14 protein-coding genes and 1 tRNA gene are annotated in these 14,367 nt (G+C 66.2%); 8 read left to right on the top strand and 7 right to left on the bottom strand.

All coding sequences use genetic code 11. From position 1 onward, the window contains the following. Window positions 1-46: 46 nt before the first annotated feature. The 3 genes from PQ467_RS15090 to hflK form a co-directional block, all read right to left on the bottom strand. Window positions 47-1,576: a Do family serine endopeptidase gene (locus tag PQ467_RS15090; protein ID WP_274174190.1), complete on the bottom strand. Its 1,530-nt coding sequence runs from the start codon at window positions 1,574-1,576 to the stop codon at window positions 47-49. 145 nt (window positions 1,577-1,721) lie between these two features. After that, the gene (hflC, locus tag PQ467_RS15085; RefSeq protein WP_274174189.1) at window positions 1,722-2,594 is read right to left on the bottom strand and encodes a protease modulator HflC; all 873 of its coding nucleotides are present in this window, start codon (window positions 2,592-2,594) and stop codon (window positions 1,722-1,724) included. Further along, a complete protein-coding gene (hflK, locus tag PQ467_RS15080; protein WP_274174188.1) occupies window positions 2,591-3,784 on the bottom strand; it encodes a protease modulator HflK in 1,194 nt (397 codons plus the stop codon). The genes hflC and hflK overlap by 4 nt, the downstream gene beginning before the upstream one ends. Before the next feature lie 193 nt (window positions 3,785-3,977). On the opposite strand from hflK, the gene PQ467_RS15075 reads away from it, so the two are divergent. Genes PQ467_RS15075 through hemH form a run of 3 tightly spaced genes read left to right on the top strand, consistent with a single transcriptional unit; the run spans window position 3,978 to window position 8,297 of the window. Next, entirely contained in the window at window positions 3,978-5,000 is a 1,023-nt protein-coding gene (locus PQ467_RS15075; RefSeq protein WP_274174187.1) for an Mrp/NBP35 family ATP-binding protein, read from the top strand. A gap of 7 nt (window positions 5,001-5,007) precedes the next feature. After that, window positions 5,008-7,275: a molybdopterin cofactor-binding domain-containing protein gene (locus PQ467_RS15070; protein WP_274174186.1), complete on the top strand. Its 2,268-nt coding sequence runs from the start codon at window positions 5,008-5,010 to the stop codon at window positions 7,273-7,275. An 8-nt stretch (window positions 7,276-7,283) separates the two neighbouring features. Then, on the top strand, window positions 7,284-8,297 hold the full coding sequence (hemH, locus tag PQ467_RS15065) for a ferrochelatase (RefSeq protein WP_274174185.1): 1,014 nt from the start codon (window positions 7,284-7,286) through the stop codon (window positions 8,295-8,297). On the opposite strand, the gene PQ467_RS15060 is transcribed toward hemH, so the two are convergent. Next, complete coding sequence (locus tag PQ467_RS15060; protein ID WP_274174184.1) at window positions 8,294-8,473, bottom strand: DUF1674 domain-containing protein; 180 nt, start codon at window positions 8,471-8,473, stop codon at window positions 8,294-8,296. The genes hemH and PQ467_RS15060 overlap by 4 nt on opposite strands. A gap of 54 nt (window positions 8,474-8,527) precedes the next feature. Between PQ467_RS15060 and PQ467_RS15055 the strand changes: the two genes are divergently transcribed. After that, the gene (locus PQ467_RS15055) at window positions 8,528-9,766 is read left to right on the top strand and encodes an RsmB/NOP family class I SAM-dependent RNA methyltransferase (protein WP_274174183.1); all 1,239 of its coding nucleotides are present in this window, start codon (window positions 8,528-8,530) and stop codon (window positions 9,764-9,766) included. A gap of 4 nt (window positions 9,767-9,770) precedes the next feature. Here PQ467_RS15055 and PQ467_RS15050 read toward each other — a convergent pair whose 3' ends face one another. Continuing rightward, on the bottom strand, window positions 9,771-10,058 hold the full coding sequence (locus PQ467_RS15050) for a hypothetical protein (protein ID WP_274174182.1): 288 nt from the start codon (window positions 10,056-10,058) through the stop codon (window positions 9,771-9,773). A 99-nt stretch (window positions 10,059-10,157) separates the two neighbouring features. Next, a complete protein-coding gene (gene msrA / locus PQ467_RS15045; protein ID WP_274174181.1) occupies window positions 10,158-10,688 on the bottom strand; it encodes a peptide-methionine (S)-S-oxide reductase MsrA in 531 nt (176 codons plus the stop codon). A 97-nt stretch (window positions 10,689-10,785) separates the two neighbouring features. Between msrA and aguB the strand changes: the two genes are divergently transcribed. The 3 genes from aguB to PQ467_RS15030 all read left to right on the top strand — a co-directional run bounded on the left by aguB (window position 10,786) and on the right by PQ467_RS15030 (window position 12,262). Further along, window positions 10,786-11,658: an N-carbamoylputrescine amidase gene (gene aguB, locus PQ467_RS15040; protein ID WP_274174180.1), complete on the top strand. Its 873-nt coding sequence runs from the start codon at window positions 10,786-10,788 to the stop codon at window positions 11,656-11,658. Next, complete coding sequence (gene folK, locus PQ467_RS15035) at window positions 11,633-12,160, top strand: 2-amino-4-hydroxy-6-hydroxymethyldihydropteridine diphosphokinase (RefSeq protein ID WP_274174179.1); 528 nt, start codon at window positions 11,633-11,635, stop codon at window positions 12,158-12,160. The genes aguB and folK overlap by 26 nt, the downstream gene beginning before the upstream one ends. A 26-nt stretch (window positions 12,161-12,186) precedes the next feature. Further along, window positions 12,187-12,262, top strand: a tRNA-Lys gene (locus tag PQ467_RS15030). Window positions 12,263-12,339: 77 nt separating this feature from the next. Here the strand turns inward: PQ467_RS15030 and PQ467_RS15025 are convergent. Further along, on the bottom strand, window positions 12,340-13,230 hold the full coding sequence (locus PQ467_RS15025; protein ID WP_443193014.1) for a LysR family transcriptional regulator: 891 nt from the start codon (window positions 13,228-13,230) through the stop codon (window positions 12,340-12,342). 102 nt (window positions 13,231-13,332) lie between these two features. On the opposite strand from PQ467_RS15025, the gene PQ467_RS15020 reads away from it, so the two are divergent. Then, a complete protein-coding gene (locus PQ467_RS15020) occupies window positions 13,333-14,367 on the top strand; it encodes an aldo/keto reductase (protein ID WP_274174177.1) in 1,035 nt (344 codons plus the stop codon).

The following is a 14,367-nucleotide window of genomic DNA, read 5'->3' as shown; positions in this document are numbered from 1 at the left end:
CCAGCCTGACGCTGACGGGGGCCTGTTTATACCGGGATCGCGAGGATCAACGCAGGCGGATGCCTACATAGATCGGCGGCTGACCGGGGCGCATCCACTGCACGCCGATGGCGGTGCGGCCCGCCGCCTGCGCCGCGCGGATGCCGTTTTCGACCTCGCCCACGGTGGTGATCGCGGTGTTGTTCACCGAGAGCAGCACGTCGCCGCGTTCAAAGCCCTTGGAGCCTGCGTCCGAGGAGGAATCGACCCCCGCCACGACCACGCCCTTGGTGTCTTCGGGCAGGCCAAGCTGGCGCGCGATCTGCGGGTTGAGCGTCAGCAGCGAGAGGCCGAGCGCCTTCTCGGCAAGGCCCGTGCCCTTGGCGGGTGCCTTTTCGAAATCGTCGCCGCCCTTCTTGCGGTCAAAGGTCTGCTGGGCCAGTTCCTCGTCGGTGGGGCGCTTGGAGACGGCCACGTTGAGCGTCATGCGCTGGCCGCCGCGCAGCACTTCGAGCGGGATCTTGGTGCCGGGCTTTACGTTCGAGACGAGGAAGGAGAGCGTCTGGTCGCGCGTCACTTCCTTGCCATTGACCTTGAGCACAATGTCGCCCGCCTTGACGCCGCCCTGATCGGCGCCTTTGCCGGGCTCGACCGCCTGGATCAACTCGCCGCGATTATGGGGCAGGCCCATCGAATCGGCATAGTCGGTGGTGACCGGCTGGATCCGCACGCCCAGATAGCCGCGCTCGATGGTCTGGCCCTTAATGAGCTGGTCAACGATGGGCGCGGCGGTTTCGGCGGGGATGGCAAAACCGATGCCCACGCTGCCGCCCGAGGGCGAAAAGATCGCGCGGTTGATGCCGATGACCTGACCCTTCATGTCAAACATCGGGCCGCCCGAGTTGCCCTGATTGATTGCCGCGTCTGTCTGGAGATAACGGTCATAGGCGCCGCCCTGACCGGTGTTGCGATAGACCGCCGAGATGATGCCCGCCGTGACGGTGCCGCCGAGGCCGAAGGGGTTGCCGATGGCCACCACCCAGTCGCCCACGCGCGAGGCGCGGCTGTCGCCGAACTTCACAAACGGCAGCGGCTTGCCCGCAGTGATTTTCAGCACGGCAAGGTCGGAGGCCGCATCCTTGCCGATCAGCTTGGCGGGGTATTCGCTGCCGTCGGGCAGGGTGACGGTGATCGATTCGACCACGCCTTGCCCCTCGGGCGTCACCACATGGTTGTTGGTGACCAGATAGCCGTCGGCCGAGACGATAAAGCCCGAGCCCAGCGATTGCGCTTCGCGGGTCTGGGGTTGGGCCTGACCTTCGCCGCCGCCGAAAAAGCCTTCAAAGGGCGTGCCGGCGAACGGGTTGGCCCCGCCTGCCACGCGCACCTTCTGGCGGGTGGAAATGTTCACCACCGCCGGCTGCAACTGGCTGGTAAGATCGGCAAAACTGGACGGCGCGCCCACGCGGGGCGTGATCGCCTGAAGGTTCTGCGCATCGTTTTGCGCCACCTGCGCCCCGGCGGGAAGTCCGGTGAGGAGCGAGAGGGTCGCACCCCCAAGAAGCAGCGCACTGGTCACTCCATAAGCGTATCGCACTGGGCATAGTCCTTGTTGTGTTGCCCGGACCCGGCAGAGCCGGGGCGGGGGCCGGTCTCCGTCCGGCCATGGGTTATTCACACGGGATATTTACGCGCCCTTGTCCTGAATGGAAATTGAATAGGCGCGTGCCGGTTCCATCGCCCTATTGGCCCTTTTGATTACGGAACTGGCGCAGATAGTCATTGTCCGGCGTCAGCACGATGGTGGTCGAAGACTTGTTGGCCGGATTTGCAAAGGTCGTGCGATAGCTCTCCATCGCGCGATAGAAATCATAGAAGGACGGGTCCTTGCCATAGGCCTCGGCATAGGTCTTGGCGGCGGCCGCCTCGGCCTCGGCGCGGATGATCTGGGCCTGTTTCTGGCCCATGGCGCGGATGGTGGTGGCCTCCTGCTCGCGCGCGGCCTCCATGCGGGCATAGGCCCGCTCCAGCGGCGTGCCATCGGGCAGATCGGCCCGTTTGATGCGCACATCGATGATCTGGGCGCCATATTCGCGCGCCTCGACATCCAGCGCCTTGCGGATCTGCTCCATCATCACCCCGCGCTCGGGTGTCAGCAGCGACTGGAACGTATAGGAGGCCAGCCCCTGACGCAGCACGCTGGTCAGGATCGGCTGCAATTGCTCCTGCACCCGCTCGCTGGTTCCGGCCGTGCGGACCATCTTGACCGGATCGATGATGCGGAAACGGGCATAGGCGTCCACCTCCAGCCGTTGCTGGTCGGAGGAGTTGACCTGCTGGCGCTCCATATCCAGATTGAGCACCCGCCGGTCCACCCGCACCAGCGTTTCAAAGAAAGGCACGCGCAGCGAGAGTCCCGCGCCGGTCTTGCCGAAATCCACCCCCGGCTTGTAGCGGTTGATGACGCGCACCGGATCGCCCAGCCACATCACCACCGCCTGCTGGCTTTCAGGCACTTCGACAATGGCCGAAAAACCCACCAGCGCCGCCGCGATCAACCCCGCCATGGCCAATTTGGCGCGCGGGGCGATGCCGTCCTGAAACAGTCCGCTCATGGCTTCACCACCGTGGTGTCGTCGGAAGGCTTTTTCTGGATCGCGGGCAAAGGCATATAGGAATTGAAGCCGCCGGACGGGGCGATCACCTTGTCATTCTGCGACAGAACCTGCTCCATCGTGGCGTAATACATGCGGCGGCGCGTCACTTCGGGGGCCAGCTTGTACTGGTCATAGACCTTGTTGAAGGCGGTGGCGTCGCCCTCGGCGCGCTGGGTCACCTGTTCGGCATAGGCGCGCGCATTCGACATATCGCGGTTCGCGTCCTGTTGCGCTGCCTGCACGCGCTGAAACGCGTCATTGACCTTGGCGGGCGGGTCGGCCTTCTTGATGTCCACGCCCTGCACCAGAATGCCCGAATGATAGGCGTCCAGCACCGCCTGCATGCGCTGGCGCACATTGCTCTCGATCTCGGCGCGGCGCGTGCCCAGCATCACATCATTGAGCTTCACCTCGGCCACGCTGGCGCGCATCGCGGCCTCGGCCACTTCGCGCACCGTGCCCTTGGGGTCTTCCAGCTGATAGGTGAACTGTTTGAGATCGCGGATATTCCAGCGGATGATATAGCTAAGGTCCACCAGGCTCTGATCGCCGGTCAGCATCAGCTTTTCCGCCTCGCCATCGGGCACATTGTCGCGCCGGATCGAGGTCACATCCTCCACCCGCACGCGCTGGATCGGCCAGGGAGCGGTGAAATTCATCCCCGGCCCGATCGTGGTGGTATATTTGCCAAAGGTGGTGACTACGCCCTGCTCGTTCGAGGAGAGCTGATGCCCGGTGGAAAACACCAGCCAGACCAGCGCCACCCCGCCCAGCACCATCGGCGTCCAGCTTTTGCCGTCTGGCCGTTTGGGAATGCGGAAATTGGGCGTTGGGGGAATGGGGCCGGGGCCGCCCGATCCGCCGTTTTCGCGCCGTGCGCGGAAAATGTCCTCAAGGCTGCTGGCGCGGCGGGGTCCGTTGCCCTTGGGGCCGCTGGCGGGCGGTTGCCAGGGGTTGCGCGGGCCGCTGCCGCCGGGCCGATCACCTTCGGGCCTCCCGCCTTCGGACTTGCCGCCGTCCTCGCCATCATCCTGCTCGGCATTGAACACCGGGGGCCGGGCAGGGGGCATGGCCCAGACCCGATCCTTTACCCGGCCTTGAAACCGGCGTTGAATTTCCTGCGCTAACCGCTCGGCCACTTGCTTCATGGCCTTATCTATAGGTACCTCCTTGCGAATTAACAGGGGGCGATTGAGCCCCTGCGCGCAAATTTCCCCAAGGGCGCGCGCGTTCGGGTGTTTCCCCTTGGCGCCAAAATGCTCTAGGGCGCGGGGGCAGGGCTTTTTTTTGGCCCATTGTGTTGTCCTGTCTGTTGCCCCGTTTGCTGCAAGGAAACTTCTGATGACTGCCCAGCCTGCCGATGATCTGCGCCAACTTCTGCCCGCCGATGTGGGCGCGCGGGTGCAATCGCTGCGTCTGGCCGATGGGGTGGTGACGCTGGTGCTGGACGGGGCGGGGCTGGATGGCGCTGGCCGCGCCGCGATCGAGGCGGGGGCCAAGGCGGCGCTGAACGCCGCGCCCGGCGTGTCCGAGGTGCGCGTGGGGGTCGTGGCCGATCGCGATGCGGGCTCCCCCGCTCAGGCCCCCGCGCCCAAGGGGCCGCTGATTCTGGCCGTGGGTTCGGGCAAGGGGGGCGTGGGCAAATCCACCCTCTCGGCCAATCTGGCCGTGGCGCTGGCGCGCTCGGGGATCCGGGTCGGGCTGGTCGATGCCGACATCTATGGCCCCTCGCAGCCGCGCCTGCTCGCCAATGAGGGCAAGAAGCCCGAGGCCAAGGACAGCAAGATGTTCCCCGTGCCCAGCCGCTATGGCGTTTCGGTGCTTTCGATGGGCCATTTGATCGAGGATGGGCGCGCGATTGCATGGCGCGGGCCGATGGTGTCGGGCGCGCTGAACCAGTTGATCGACGCCTGGTGGGGCGAGACGCAGGTGCTGGTGATCGATCTGCCGCCGGGCACGGGCGATGTGCAATTGACCATGGTGCAAAAACACAAGCCCGCCGGCGCCGTCATTGTGTCCACCCCGCAGGATCTGGCGCTGATGGATGCCAGTCGCGCGCTCAACCTGTTCGAGGCCGCGCATGTGCCGGTGCTGGGGCTGGTGGAAAACATGGCGGGCTATGTCTGCCCCCATTGCGGCAATGTGTCGGACCCGTTCGGCTGCGGCGCGGTCGAGGATGCGGCTGATCGGCTCAAGATGCCCTTCCTTGGCCGCGTGCCGCTGGATATGGCGATCCGCCTTGGTTCGGACGCGGGCGAGCCGCCGGCGGCCGGTGATGGGCCGCAGGCCGAGGCCTTTGCCCTTATCGCGCGCAAACTCTTGCCGTGGCTGGCCACGCAGGGTGTGATCCCGGAACAGGCGTAACCCCCCCATGGCCATCACCCGGCGGCAATGGTTGATCGGCGCGGGGGCGGGCGGCGGCCTTGTGGTCGGGTGGAGCCTGCTGCCCCGACATTTCGCCTATCCCTTTGCGCCGCAGGAGGGGGAATATCCCTTTGACGCCTGGCTGCGCATCGGGCGGGACGGCGTGGTCAATGTGGCCATCCCCCAGCTCGAAATGGGGCAGGGTGTGATGACCGTGCTGGCCCAGATCGCGGCGGTGGAACTGGGCGCCGATTGGCGGCAGGTGGCCGTGACGCCCGCACCCATCGGCGCGCAATTTCCCAATCTGCCGCTGGCCGCGCATTGGGCGCCGCTCTGGGCGCCGATTGTCGCGCCGCTGGTCGGCGGGCAAGACAGTTGGCTGGTGCGCCGCTGGGCCGAGGATCACCGCTTTATGGCCACCGGCAGCGGCACTGCGGTAGAGGCCTATGAGGAGCCGCTGCGCAAGGCGGCGGCGGGGGCACGGGCGGTGCTGGCCATGGCGGCGGCGGCGCGCTGGAATGTGCCTTGGGAGCAATGCGAGGTGTCGGGCGGGGCAGTGCGCCATGGCGGGCGCTCATTTGGCTTTGGCGCGCTGGTTCAGGATGCGGCGGGTCTGATCCCGCCCGATCCGCCGGTGCTGCGCCCGGCGCCTGCGGCCGAAAGCCCTGCCGCGCTGCCTGTGGGGGCCGAACCGGCCTTTCCCCGGCTCGATGCTCCGGCCAAGGTCGACGGGTCCTGGCCCTTTGCGGGCGACATCCGCCTGCCCGACATGCTCTATGCCGCGATCCGCCATGCACAGCGGGGTGAGAGCATGGCGATGGGCGCGTATGATGCGGCGCGCGCGCGCGGGGTGTCGGGCTTTGTCCGCATGATCGAAGGGCCGCGCTGGGTGGCGGCGGTGGCCACGGACTGGTGGGCGGCGGAACAGGCACTGGGCCGGATCGCGCCCGGCTTTGCGGTGGACAAGCCGTTGGAGAGCGCGGACATCGCCAAGGCGCTGGAGGCCGCGCTCAAAGGCGATGAGGCCCACCGTATGGTCGCGCAGGGCGATGCCGACGGCATTTTGGGCGAACACCCGCAATTTTCCGCGCGCTATGACATCGCTCCTGCCCTGCACGCCACGCTGGAGACGGCCACGGCCACGGCGCGGCTGCGCGATGGCATGGTGGAGGTTTGGGCCGCGGTGCAGACGCCGGAGCGGACAAGACTGGCGATCGCGCGCGAATTGGCCGTGCCCGCGCATAAGGTCATGCTCTATCCGGTGGCCGCCGGGGGCAGTTTCGATACCCGCTATGACGCGCGCTTTGCCATTGAGGCCGCCGCCATCGCGCAGGCGGCGGGCAAGCCGGTGCAACTGATCTGGAGCCGGTGGCAAGAGCATCTTGCCGGATTGCCCCGCGCGCCGTTGGCCGCCCATGTCGAGGCGCGCGCTGATACCGCCGGGCATATTGCCGCATGGCGCGCCAAAATCGCCATGCCCGCCACAATGCGCGAATTCGGCCTGCGCATGCTGTCCGCCGCCAGCCCCAACAAGGCGGCCAAGATGCAGGACCGCAAGGACATTCTGGCCATGGAGGGCGCCAATCCGCCCTATGCCATCGCCCATGTGGCGGTGGATCATGCCCCGGCGGCCATCGGCCTGCCCACGGGTCAGATGCGCGGCGGGCCGCATGCCTTGCACGCCTTTGTCACCGAAAGCTTTATGGACGAGATCGCCGCCGCGCTGGGGCGCGAGCCTTTGTCGTTTCGGATGGGGATGCTGGCGGGCGATGCGCGCATGGCGGCCTGTCTTCAGCGGGTCTCGGCGCTGGCGGGGTGGAATGGCGGCAAGGACGGCAGCGGGGCGGGGCTGGCCTGTCATCGCATGGGCGCGGTGGCCGACGGCGGATGCATTGCGGCCATCGCCACGGCGCGGCGCAGCGATGCGGGCGTCCGGGTGGACCGCATCACCGCCGTGGCCGACATTGGCCGCATCATCAACGCCGACATCGCCCGCCAACAGATCGAGGGCGGGCTGATCTATGGCATCGGCCTTGCCCTTGGCGCCAGCACGGCGTGGCAGAAGGGCTTGCCGCTGGCCTCGCGGCTGGGGCAATTGGGTTTGCCCTTGCTGGCCGATTGCCCCGAAGTCGAGGTTGAATTGATCGCCAGCGGGGCCGATCCGTTTGATCCGGGCGAACTGGGCGTGGCGGTGGCCGCGCCTGCGATTGCCAATGCGTTGTTTTCCGCCACCGGCATCAGGCTTCGCCGCCTGCCCTTGGCCTCTGACGATTAGGAATGATGATGAAGCGCCCCACTGATCACCCGCCTGTGGCCGCCCCGCGCGTGGGGGTGATGCTGGTCAATCTGGGCACGCCCCAGGCACCCACGGCATCGGCGGTGCGCACCTATCTGGCCGAATTCCTGTCCGACCGGCGCGTGGTGGAAATTCCGCGCGCGGTGTGGCTGCCGATCCTGCATGGCATCATCCTGCGCACGCGCCCGGCCAAATCGGCCCATGCCTATGCTCAGGTGTGGACCAGGCATGGCTCGCCTTTGGCCGCGATCACGCGGGCGCAGGCCGAGGCATTGCAGGCGCGGATGGGCGAGGGCGTGATGGTCGATTGGGCCATGCGTTATGGCCAGCCATCCATTCCCGATGTGCTGGAAAAGATGAAGAAGGCCGGTTGCGAGCGCATTCTGGTCGCTCCGCTCTATCCGCAATTTTCGGGCGCCACCACGGCCAGCGTGATGGACCGGCTGGGCGAGGGGCTGGCCGCGATGCGTTGGCAACCGGCGATCCGCACCCTGCCGCCCTATTATGATGATCCGGCGCATATCGAGGCTTTGCGGGCGGATCTCTCGGCGCAGTTGCGCGCCATGGCTTTCGTGCCGCAGGTGTTGCTGCTCTCGTTCCACGGCATGCCCGAGCGCACGCTGCATCTGGGCGACCCGTATCATTGCCAGTGCCGCAAGACCGCGCGCCTGCTGGGCGAGGCGCTGGCCGGGGAATTTCCGGGAATTCGGGTGGAAATCTCGTTTCAGTCGCGCTTTGGCCGTGCCAAATGGCTCGAACCTTCGACCGAGGACACGCTGGCGCGTCTGGCGCGCGAGGGCGTGGGGCAGGTGGCGATTGCGGCCCCCGGCTTTTCCGCCGACTGCGTCGAAACGCTGGAGGAACTGGCCATCCGCGGGCGCGAGGTGTTTGAGGAAGCCGGAGGTAAGGAATACGCCGTGCTGGAATGCCTCAACGCGGGCGCCGACGGCATGGCGATGATCGAGACGCTGGTGCGCCGGGAACTAGGGGGCTGGGTTTAAAAATCCCACGCAATCCCCTTGCGGGTGAAATCGCCATAGCGGGTGGGCGAGAGGCCCTCGGGGTCTTCCTCGTCCTTGGGCGCGGCCGGGGCGGGCACGGGATCGTTGGTCCAATGCTCGGGCTTGGTGAAAGTGCCGGGGCGCTGGGTGGCGCGTGGGGTCTGGCGGTCTGTCATGGGGGTTCCATGCGCCTGCTGGCGCTGGAATGCAATATACCCTAAGGGCCGCCGATGAACCAACGCAACCATCGGCCCGAGACGGGCGAAAACGTCCCCGGACTTGCCCCGCGCCGCGCCGCCTTGCGCCTGATGGATGCGGTGCTGCGCCGGGGTGAAACGCTTGATAATGCCGCCCATCCCGCAACGCAGGGACTTTCCCAGCCGGACAAGGCGCTGGCGCGCGCGCTGGCGGGCGAGGCGATGCGCTGGATGGTCGATCTGGATGCGCTGATCGATTCGGCCACGCGGCAGGTTTTGCCCGATGACGCCAAGCCGCGCGCCGTGCTGCGGCTGATGCTGGCGGGCTGGCTGCGATTGGAAACGCCGCCCCATGCGGTGGTGGCCACGGGGCTGGAACTGCTTCAGGGCGGGCCGCGCCGCTTGGCGCATGGCGTGTTTTCCGCGCTGGTCAAGCAAGGCGTGACCCTGCCCGAAACGCCGACCTTGCCCGCAGGCGCGGCAGGGCGCTGGGGCGAGCGGGGCGCGGCGATCGCGGCCGGGCTGGCTGTGCCGCCGCCATTGGATTTGACCGTGAAGGCGGGCAAGGACGCGCCCGAGGGCCTCTCGTTGATGCCCGGCCATGTGCGCCTGTCGCGCGGGGATGCTGTGGAAAGCCTGCCCGGTTTTGCCGCCGGCGATTGGTGGGTTCAGGATCTGGCCGCCTCGCTTCCCGCACGCCTGATTGGCGCGGGGGCGGGCCGCGTGCTGGACGTTTGCGCCGCGCCGGGGGGCAAGACGATGCAACTGGCCGCCGCCGGTTGGGATGTCACCGCGCTGGACAACAGCGCCAAGCGGATCGAGCGTATGCGCGCCAATCTGGAGCGCACCGGCCTGTCGGCCGATCTGGTTGCGACCAATGCGTTGAAATATGAGCCGGAGGCCCTGTTTGACGCGGTGTTGCTGGATGCGCCATGCACAGCCACCGGCACATGCCGCCGCCATCCCGACGTGCTCCATCGCATCGGCGCGCGCCAGATTGCCGAAATGGCCGAATTGCAACAGGCCTTGCTGGAGCGGGCGGCCGGTTGGCTCAAGCCGGGCGGCGTGCTGGTCTATGCGGTCTGCTCGCTGGAGCGCGAGGAGGGCGAGGAGCAGGCAGCAAAGGTCACGCTGACCCCCGATCCGATCCGCGCCGAGGAATTGCCCCCAGGCGTTGCGCCCACCGCCGAAGGCTGGCTGCGCACGGATCCCGGCATGCTGGGCGAGGCTGGCGGGCTGGATGGGTTCTTTGTGGCGCGCTGGCGCAAATAGGGCGCTATTGCGCGGCGCCGCGGGCCATCAGGAACACCGCCTGTTGGCCGCGCCCGGTCAGGCAATAGCGGCCTCCGACAACCAGATCGACCAGCCCATCGGCCGACAGAGCCGAGAGCCAGCGCAGCGCCATGGTCACGCCTTCCGGGCCAAGATCGGTCAAATCCTCGGGCCCAAGCCCTGCATCGCCCACTATATCGAGGCGCATCAACAGGTCGATGCCATCGACCGGAAACAGCCGGTTGCGCAGGATGCGCGCGGCGGTGAGGATGGGGTGAAAAACGGCGAACATCGGATCAGGCCTCGCTGGAGTGTGAGGCCTGATCCCATGAATTCATAAATCGCAAAATCGATCAAAGATGATTTTTGCAATCGCTTTTACCGATGGTCTTTAGTCCTTCAGCCGCTCGGCAAAGCCCTTCTTCAGCTTGGCCAGCTTGGGCGGGATCACGGCGAGGCAATAGGGATTGCGCTGGCCTTCGCCCTCCCAATAGTCCTGATGATAATCCTCGGCCGGATACCACGGGGCGATGGGTTCGATCGTGGTGACGATGGGGGCGGGCCAATCCTTTTGCGCGCGCAGCTTGGCCGTTTCCGCCTCGGCGCTCTGCACGGCGTCGAGCGGGAAGATCGCGCTGCGATACTGGGTGCCGATGTCATTGCCCTGACGGTTCAATTGCGTGGGGTCATGGGTTGCAAAAAACACGTCGAGCAACGCGCCGTAGGACAGCACCGCAGGGTCAAAGGTGATGCGGATCGCCTCGGCATGGCCGGTCGCGCCGCTGCACACCTGCTTGTAGGTGGGGTTTTCCACTGTGCCGCCGATATAGCCGCTTTCCACGTTGCTGACCCCGGCCACTTGTCGAAACACCGCTTCGACGCACCAGAAACAGCCGCCCGCGACAATTGCCTGCTGGGTCATGTTCATACTCCAATCTTTCGTGATTGGCCCCTAGATAGGGATGAATGCGCCGCCTGCAATGGTGGACATATTTTCGCCCCCGACATAGGAAGCCGCCATGACCGAACGCACAATCACCGTCGCCGCGCTGCAACTGGCGCTGGGCAGCCAGGATGAGGCGCAGAACATAGCGGCCACTGTCGCGCTGGTGGAGGAAGCCGCCGGCAAGGGCGCGCAGATCATCCTGCCGCCCGAACTGTTTTCCTCGCCCTATTTCTGCACCGTTGAGGATGAGGCGCTGTTTGCCCTTGCCCGCCCGGCGGCCGAGCATCCCAGCGTGATCGCGATGCAGGAATTGGCGCGCAAGCTGAAGGTGGCGATTCCCACCAGTTTCTTCGAGCGTGACGGACACCATTATTACAACACGCTGGCCATGATCGACGCCGATGGGCAGATCATGGGCACCTATCGCAAGAGCCACATTCCCGATGGGCCGGGTTACGAGGAAAAATACTATTTCCGCCCCGGCAACACCGGTTTCAAGGTGTGGGATGTGTTTGGCACGCGCATCGGCGTGGGCATCTGCTGGGACCAGTGGTATCCCGAATGCGCGCGGGCGATGGCGCTGATGGGCGCGGAGATGCTGTTCTATCCCACCGCCATCGGCACCGAGCCCTATAATGCGGATCTGGACACCAGTCGCATGTGGCGCCGCGCCATGCAGGGCCATGCGGTGTCGAACTGTATGCCCGTGATCGCGGCCAACCGCATCGGCGCCGAGGCCGCCTATGGCGGGCCGGAGCAATCCTATTACGGCCACAGCTTTATCAGCGACGAATGGGGCGATCTGGCGCAGGAGTTCGGCGCAGGCGAAACCGGCGTGCTGGTCCAAACGCTCGACCTTTCGCGGGCGGCGACGCACCGCGCCGGCATGGGCTTTTTCCGAGACCGCAGGCCCCAGCTCTATGGCCGCCTTGCGCAAGACGTCTGATCTCTATGTGATCGCGCTGGGCTCGAATGTGCGCCATGGGCGCCATGGCGGGCCGGAGCGCGTGTTGCAGGCGGCTGTGGCCGCGCTGGCGCAGGCGGGCCTGGAGGTGGTTGCGTCCGCCCCGGTGATTCGCAGCGCGCCGCTGGGACCGTCCTTGCGGCGCTATGCCAATGGCGCGGTGGTGGTGCGCGGCGATCTTTTGCCGCCCGCGCTGCTGACCCTGCTTAAATCCATCGAGCGGGAATTTGGACGGCGCGGAGGAAAACGCTGGGGTTCCAGGGTTTTAGATCTCGACATCGTGCTGTGGGGCGGGGGCGAATGGCGTTCGCATGGCCTCTGCGTGCCCCATGCCGCCTTCCGGCTGCGCGACTTTGTGTTGCGCCCGATTTCGGCACTTGTCCCCAACTGGCGCGATCCACACACAGGTTTTAGCATCAAACAGTTACACAGCCGCTTGACCCGGAGCCTCCGCGCCCCTAGGGAACCGCGACCCGACGCCTGAAGCACCAACTTCAGCCGCACCCATGGGGGCCCATAGCTCAGTCGGTAGAGCAACTGACTTTTAATCAGTAGGTCGCTGGTTCGAATCCAGCTGGGCTCACCACCACTCCGCAACGCACTGTCTGTCGGTCAACCGATGCGGGTTTGTCGATGCTCTCGCTTCGCCAGTTGGATTTTGCCTCAGCGCATGCGCTCGGCGAGGAAGTCGACGAAAGCCCGCACCCGCGCAGGAACGCCCGCGCCGCCCACGAATACGGCGTGGATCTGTTCGATGTCGCCCGGGTTGTAGGCGTCGAGGATCGGCATAAGGCGGCCCTCGGCAATATCGCTGGCCACGCTGAAGTGGCCGACCCGCGCGATGCCGACCCCGATTGCGGCCAGTTGGCCCAGTGTTTCGCCATTGTTGGCCTCGATCCCGCCATGGACCGACAGGGCGAAATCTTGCCCATCCCGGCGAAATGGCCAGACGGGTTCGACGCGCCGAAAGTTGAAATTGAGGCAATTGTGCGCGTGCAGGTCTTCGGGAACCTGCGGCGTGCCGTGGCGGGCGAGATAGTCGGGCGAGGCGACAATGACCCGCCCTGATTCGCCCAGTCTGCGCGCGGTCAATGTGCTGTCGGCCAGCGGGCCAAAGCGGATGGCCACGTCGGCCTGTCCCCCTGCGACATCGACGAGCGTGTCGGTCAGGGCGATGTCGATCAGGATATGCGGATACCGGGCGGCAAATTCGCCCAGCAGGGGCACGACGCAGAGCCGCCCGTGGGAAAGCGCGGCGCTGACCCGCAGCCGTCCGCGCGGGGCGCCCTGATCTGCGATCTGCTGTTCGGCATCGTCCAGATCGGCCAGGATGCGGCGCGCGGCCTGCAGATAGGCCTGACCCTCGGCCGTCAGCGAAAGGGCACGGGTCGAGCGCAGCAGCAGGCGCACACCAAGCCGCGCTTCGATCCGGTCAATTGCGCGGCTGATCGCGGAAGGGGTGAGGCCCAGAATGCGGCCAGCGGCCGAAAAGCTGCCCTCTTTGGCAACAGTGGCGAAGAGCGCCATGGCCCGCGCCCGATCATCGCCCTCCATCAGTTTTGCGTGCAATGCAAAAATCCTTCGCTTTTGCGACCGCTACTCCAAGCCCCGATTGCAATGCATTTATGCCGCCAGATAGCAACAGGAAATCACGATATGGAATACCGGCAATTGGGTTCATCGGGACTGCGCGTCCCGGCCTTGAGTTTCGGCGCTGCCACTTTCGGCGGCAAGGGCCCTCTGTTCAGCGCATGGGGGCAAAGCGATGCGGGCGAGGCGCGGCGGCTGATCGATATCTGTCTGGAGGCCGGGGTCACGCTGTTCGACACCGCCGATATCTATTCGGGCGGCGCATCGGAAGAAGTGTTGGGCGAGGCCATCCGCGGGCGGCGCGCGGAGGTTCTGATCTCGACCAAGACGGGCTTGCCCATGGGGGACGGGCCGCAGGATTGGGGCGCCTCACGCGGTCGGCTGATCCGCGCAGTGGAGGCCTCATTGCGGCGACTGGGCACCGATCATATTGATTTGCTTCAGCTCCACGCCTTCGACGCTTCGACCCCGGCGGAGGAATTGGTCGGCACGCTCGACCTGCTCATCGCCGCGGGCAAGGTGCGCTATGCCGGCGTTTCCAATTATCCCGGTTGGCAGGTGATGAAGGTGCAGGCGCTGGCCGATCGGCACGGTTTGCCGCGTCTGGTGGCCCACCAGGTCTATTATTCCCTGATCGGCCGCGCTTATGAGGCCGACCTGATGCCGCTGGGCGCGGATCAGGGGATCGGCGCCTTGGTCTGGAGCCCGCTTGGCTGGGGGCGTCTGACCGGCAAGATCGGCCGTGGGCGCCCGGTTCCCGCAGGCAGCCGCCTGCACGAGACCGAGCAATTCGCCCCGCCGGTCGAAAACGAGCATCTCTACCGCGTGATCGACGCGCTGGAGGCGATTGCCGCGGATACGGGAAAGACAGTGCCCCAGATCGCGATCAATTGGCTGCTGCGGCGCCCGACAGTGTCCTCGGTGATCATCGGCGCGCGCAATGAGGAACAGTTGCGCCAGAACCTGGGCGCGGTCGGTTGGTCGCTGACGGGCGAACAGATCGCCGCGCTGGATGCTGCCAGCGCTGTTCTGCCGCCTTACCCGCACACCCCCTATCGCCAGCAGGAGGGCTTTGCCCGCCTGAATCCTCCCCTGGTTTAA

Source organism: Novosphingobium sp. KACC 22771, from assembly GCF_028736195.1.
Classification (GTDB): domain Bacteria; phylum Pseudomonadota; class Alphaproteobacteria; order Sphingomonadales; family Sphingomonadaceae; genus Novosphingobium.
Note: the sequence above shows the minus strand (reverse complement) of the source record. Positions and strands in the feature narration are given on the sequence as shown.

Coding starts and splice junctions, on each gene's coding strand:
- folK (WP_274174179.1), top strand. CDS start 11,633: ATGGCCGCCTTGCGCAAGACGTCTGATCTCTATGTGATCGCGCTGGGC.
- PQ467_RS15050 (WP_274174182.1), bottom strand. CDS start 10,058: ATGTTCGCCGTTTTTCACCCCATCCTCACCGCCGCGCGCATCCTGCGC.
- PQ467_RS15070 (WP_274174186.1), top strand. CDS start 5,008: ATGGCCATCACCCGGCGGCAATGGTTGATCGGCGCGGGGGCGGGCGGC.
- PQ467_RS15055 (WP_274174183.1), top strand. CDS start 8,528: ATGAACCAACGCAACCATCGGCCCGAGACGGGCGAAAACGTCCCCGGA.
- PQ467_RS15025 (WP_443193014.1), bottom strand. CDS start 13,230: ATGGAGGGCGATGATCGGGCGCGGGCCATGGCGCTCTTCGCCACTGTT.
- PQ467_RS15060 (WP_274174184.1), bottom strand. CDS start 8,473: ATGACAGACCGCCAGACCCCACGCGCCACCCAGCGCCCCGGCACTTTC.
- hemH (WP_274174185.1), top strand. CDS start 7,284: ATGAAGCGCCCCACTGATCACCCGCCTGTGGCCGCCCCGCGCGTGGGG.
- hflK (WP_274174188.1), bottom strand. CDS start 3,784: ATGAAGCAAGTGGCCGAGCGGTTAGCGCAGGAAATTCAACGCCGGTTT.
- aguB (WP_274174180.1), top strand. CDS start 10,786: ATGACCGAACGCACAATCACCGTCGCCGCGCTGCAACTGGCGCTGGGC.
- hflC (WP_274174189.1), bottom strand. CDS start 2,594: ATGAGCGGACTGTTTCAGGACGGCATCGCCCCGCGCGCCAAATTGGCC.
- PQ467_RS15020 (WP_274174177.1), top strand. CDS start 13,333: ATGGAATACCGGCAATTGGGTTCATCGGGACTGCGCGTCCCGGCCTTG.
- msrA (WP_274174181.1), bottom strand. CDS start 10,688: ATGACCCAGCAGGCAATTGTCGCGGGCGGCTGTTTCTGGTGCGTCGAA.
- PQ467_RS15075 (WP_274174187.1), top strand. CDS start 3,978: ATGACTGCCCAGCCTGCCGATGATCTGCGCCAACTTCTGCCCGCCGAT.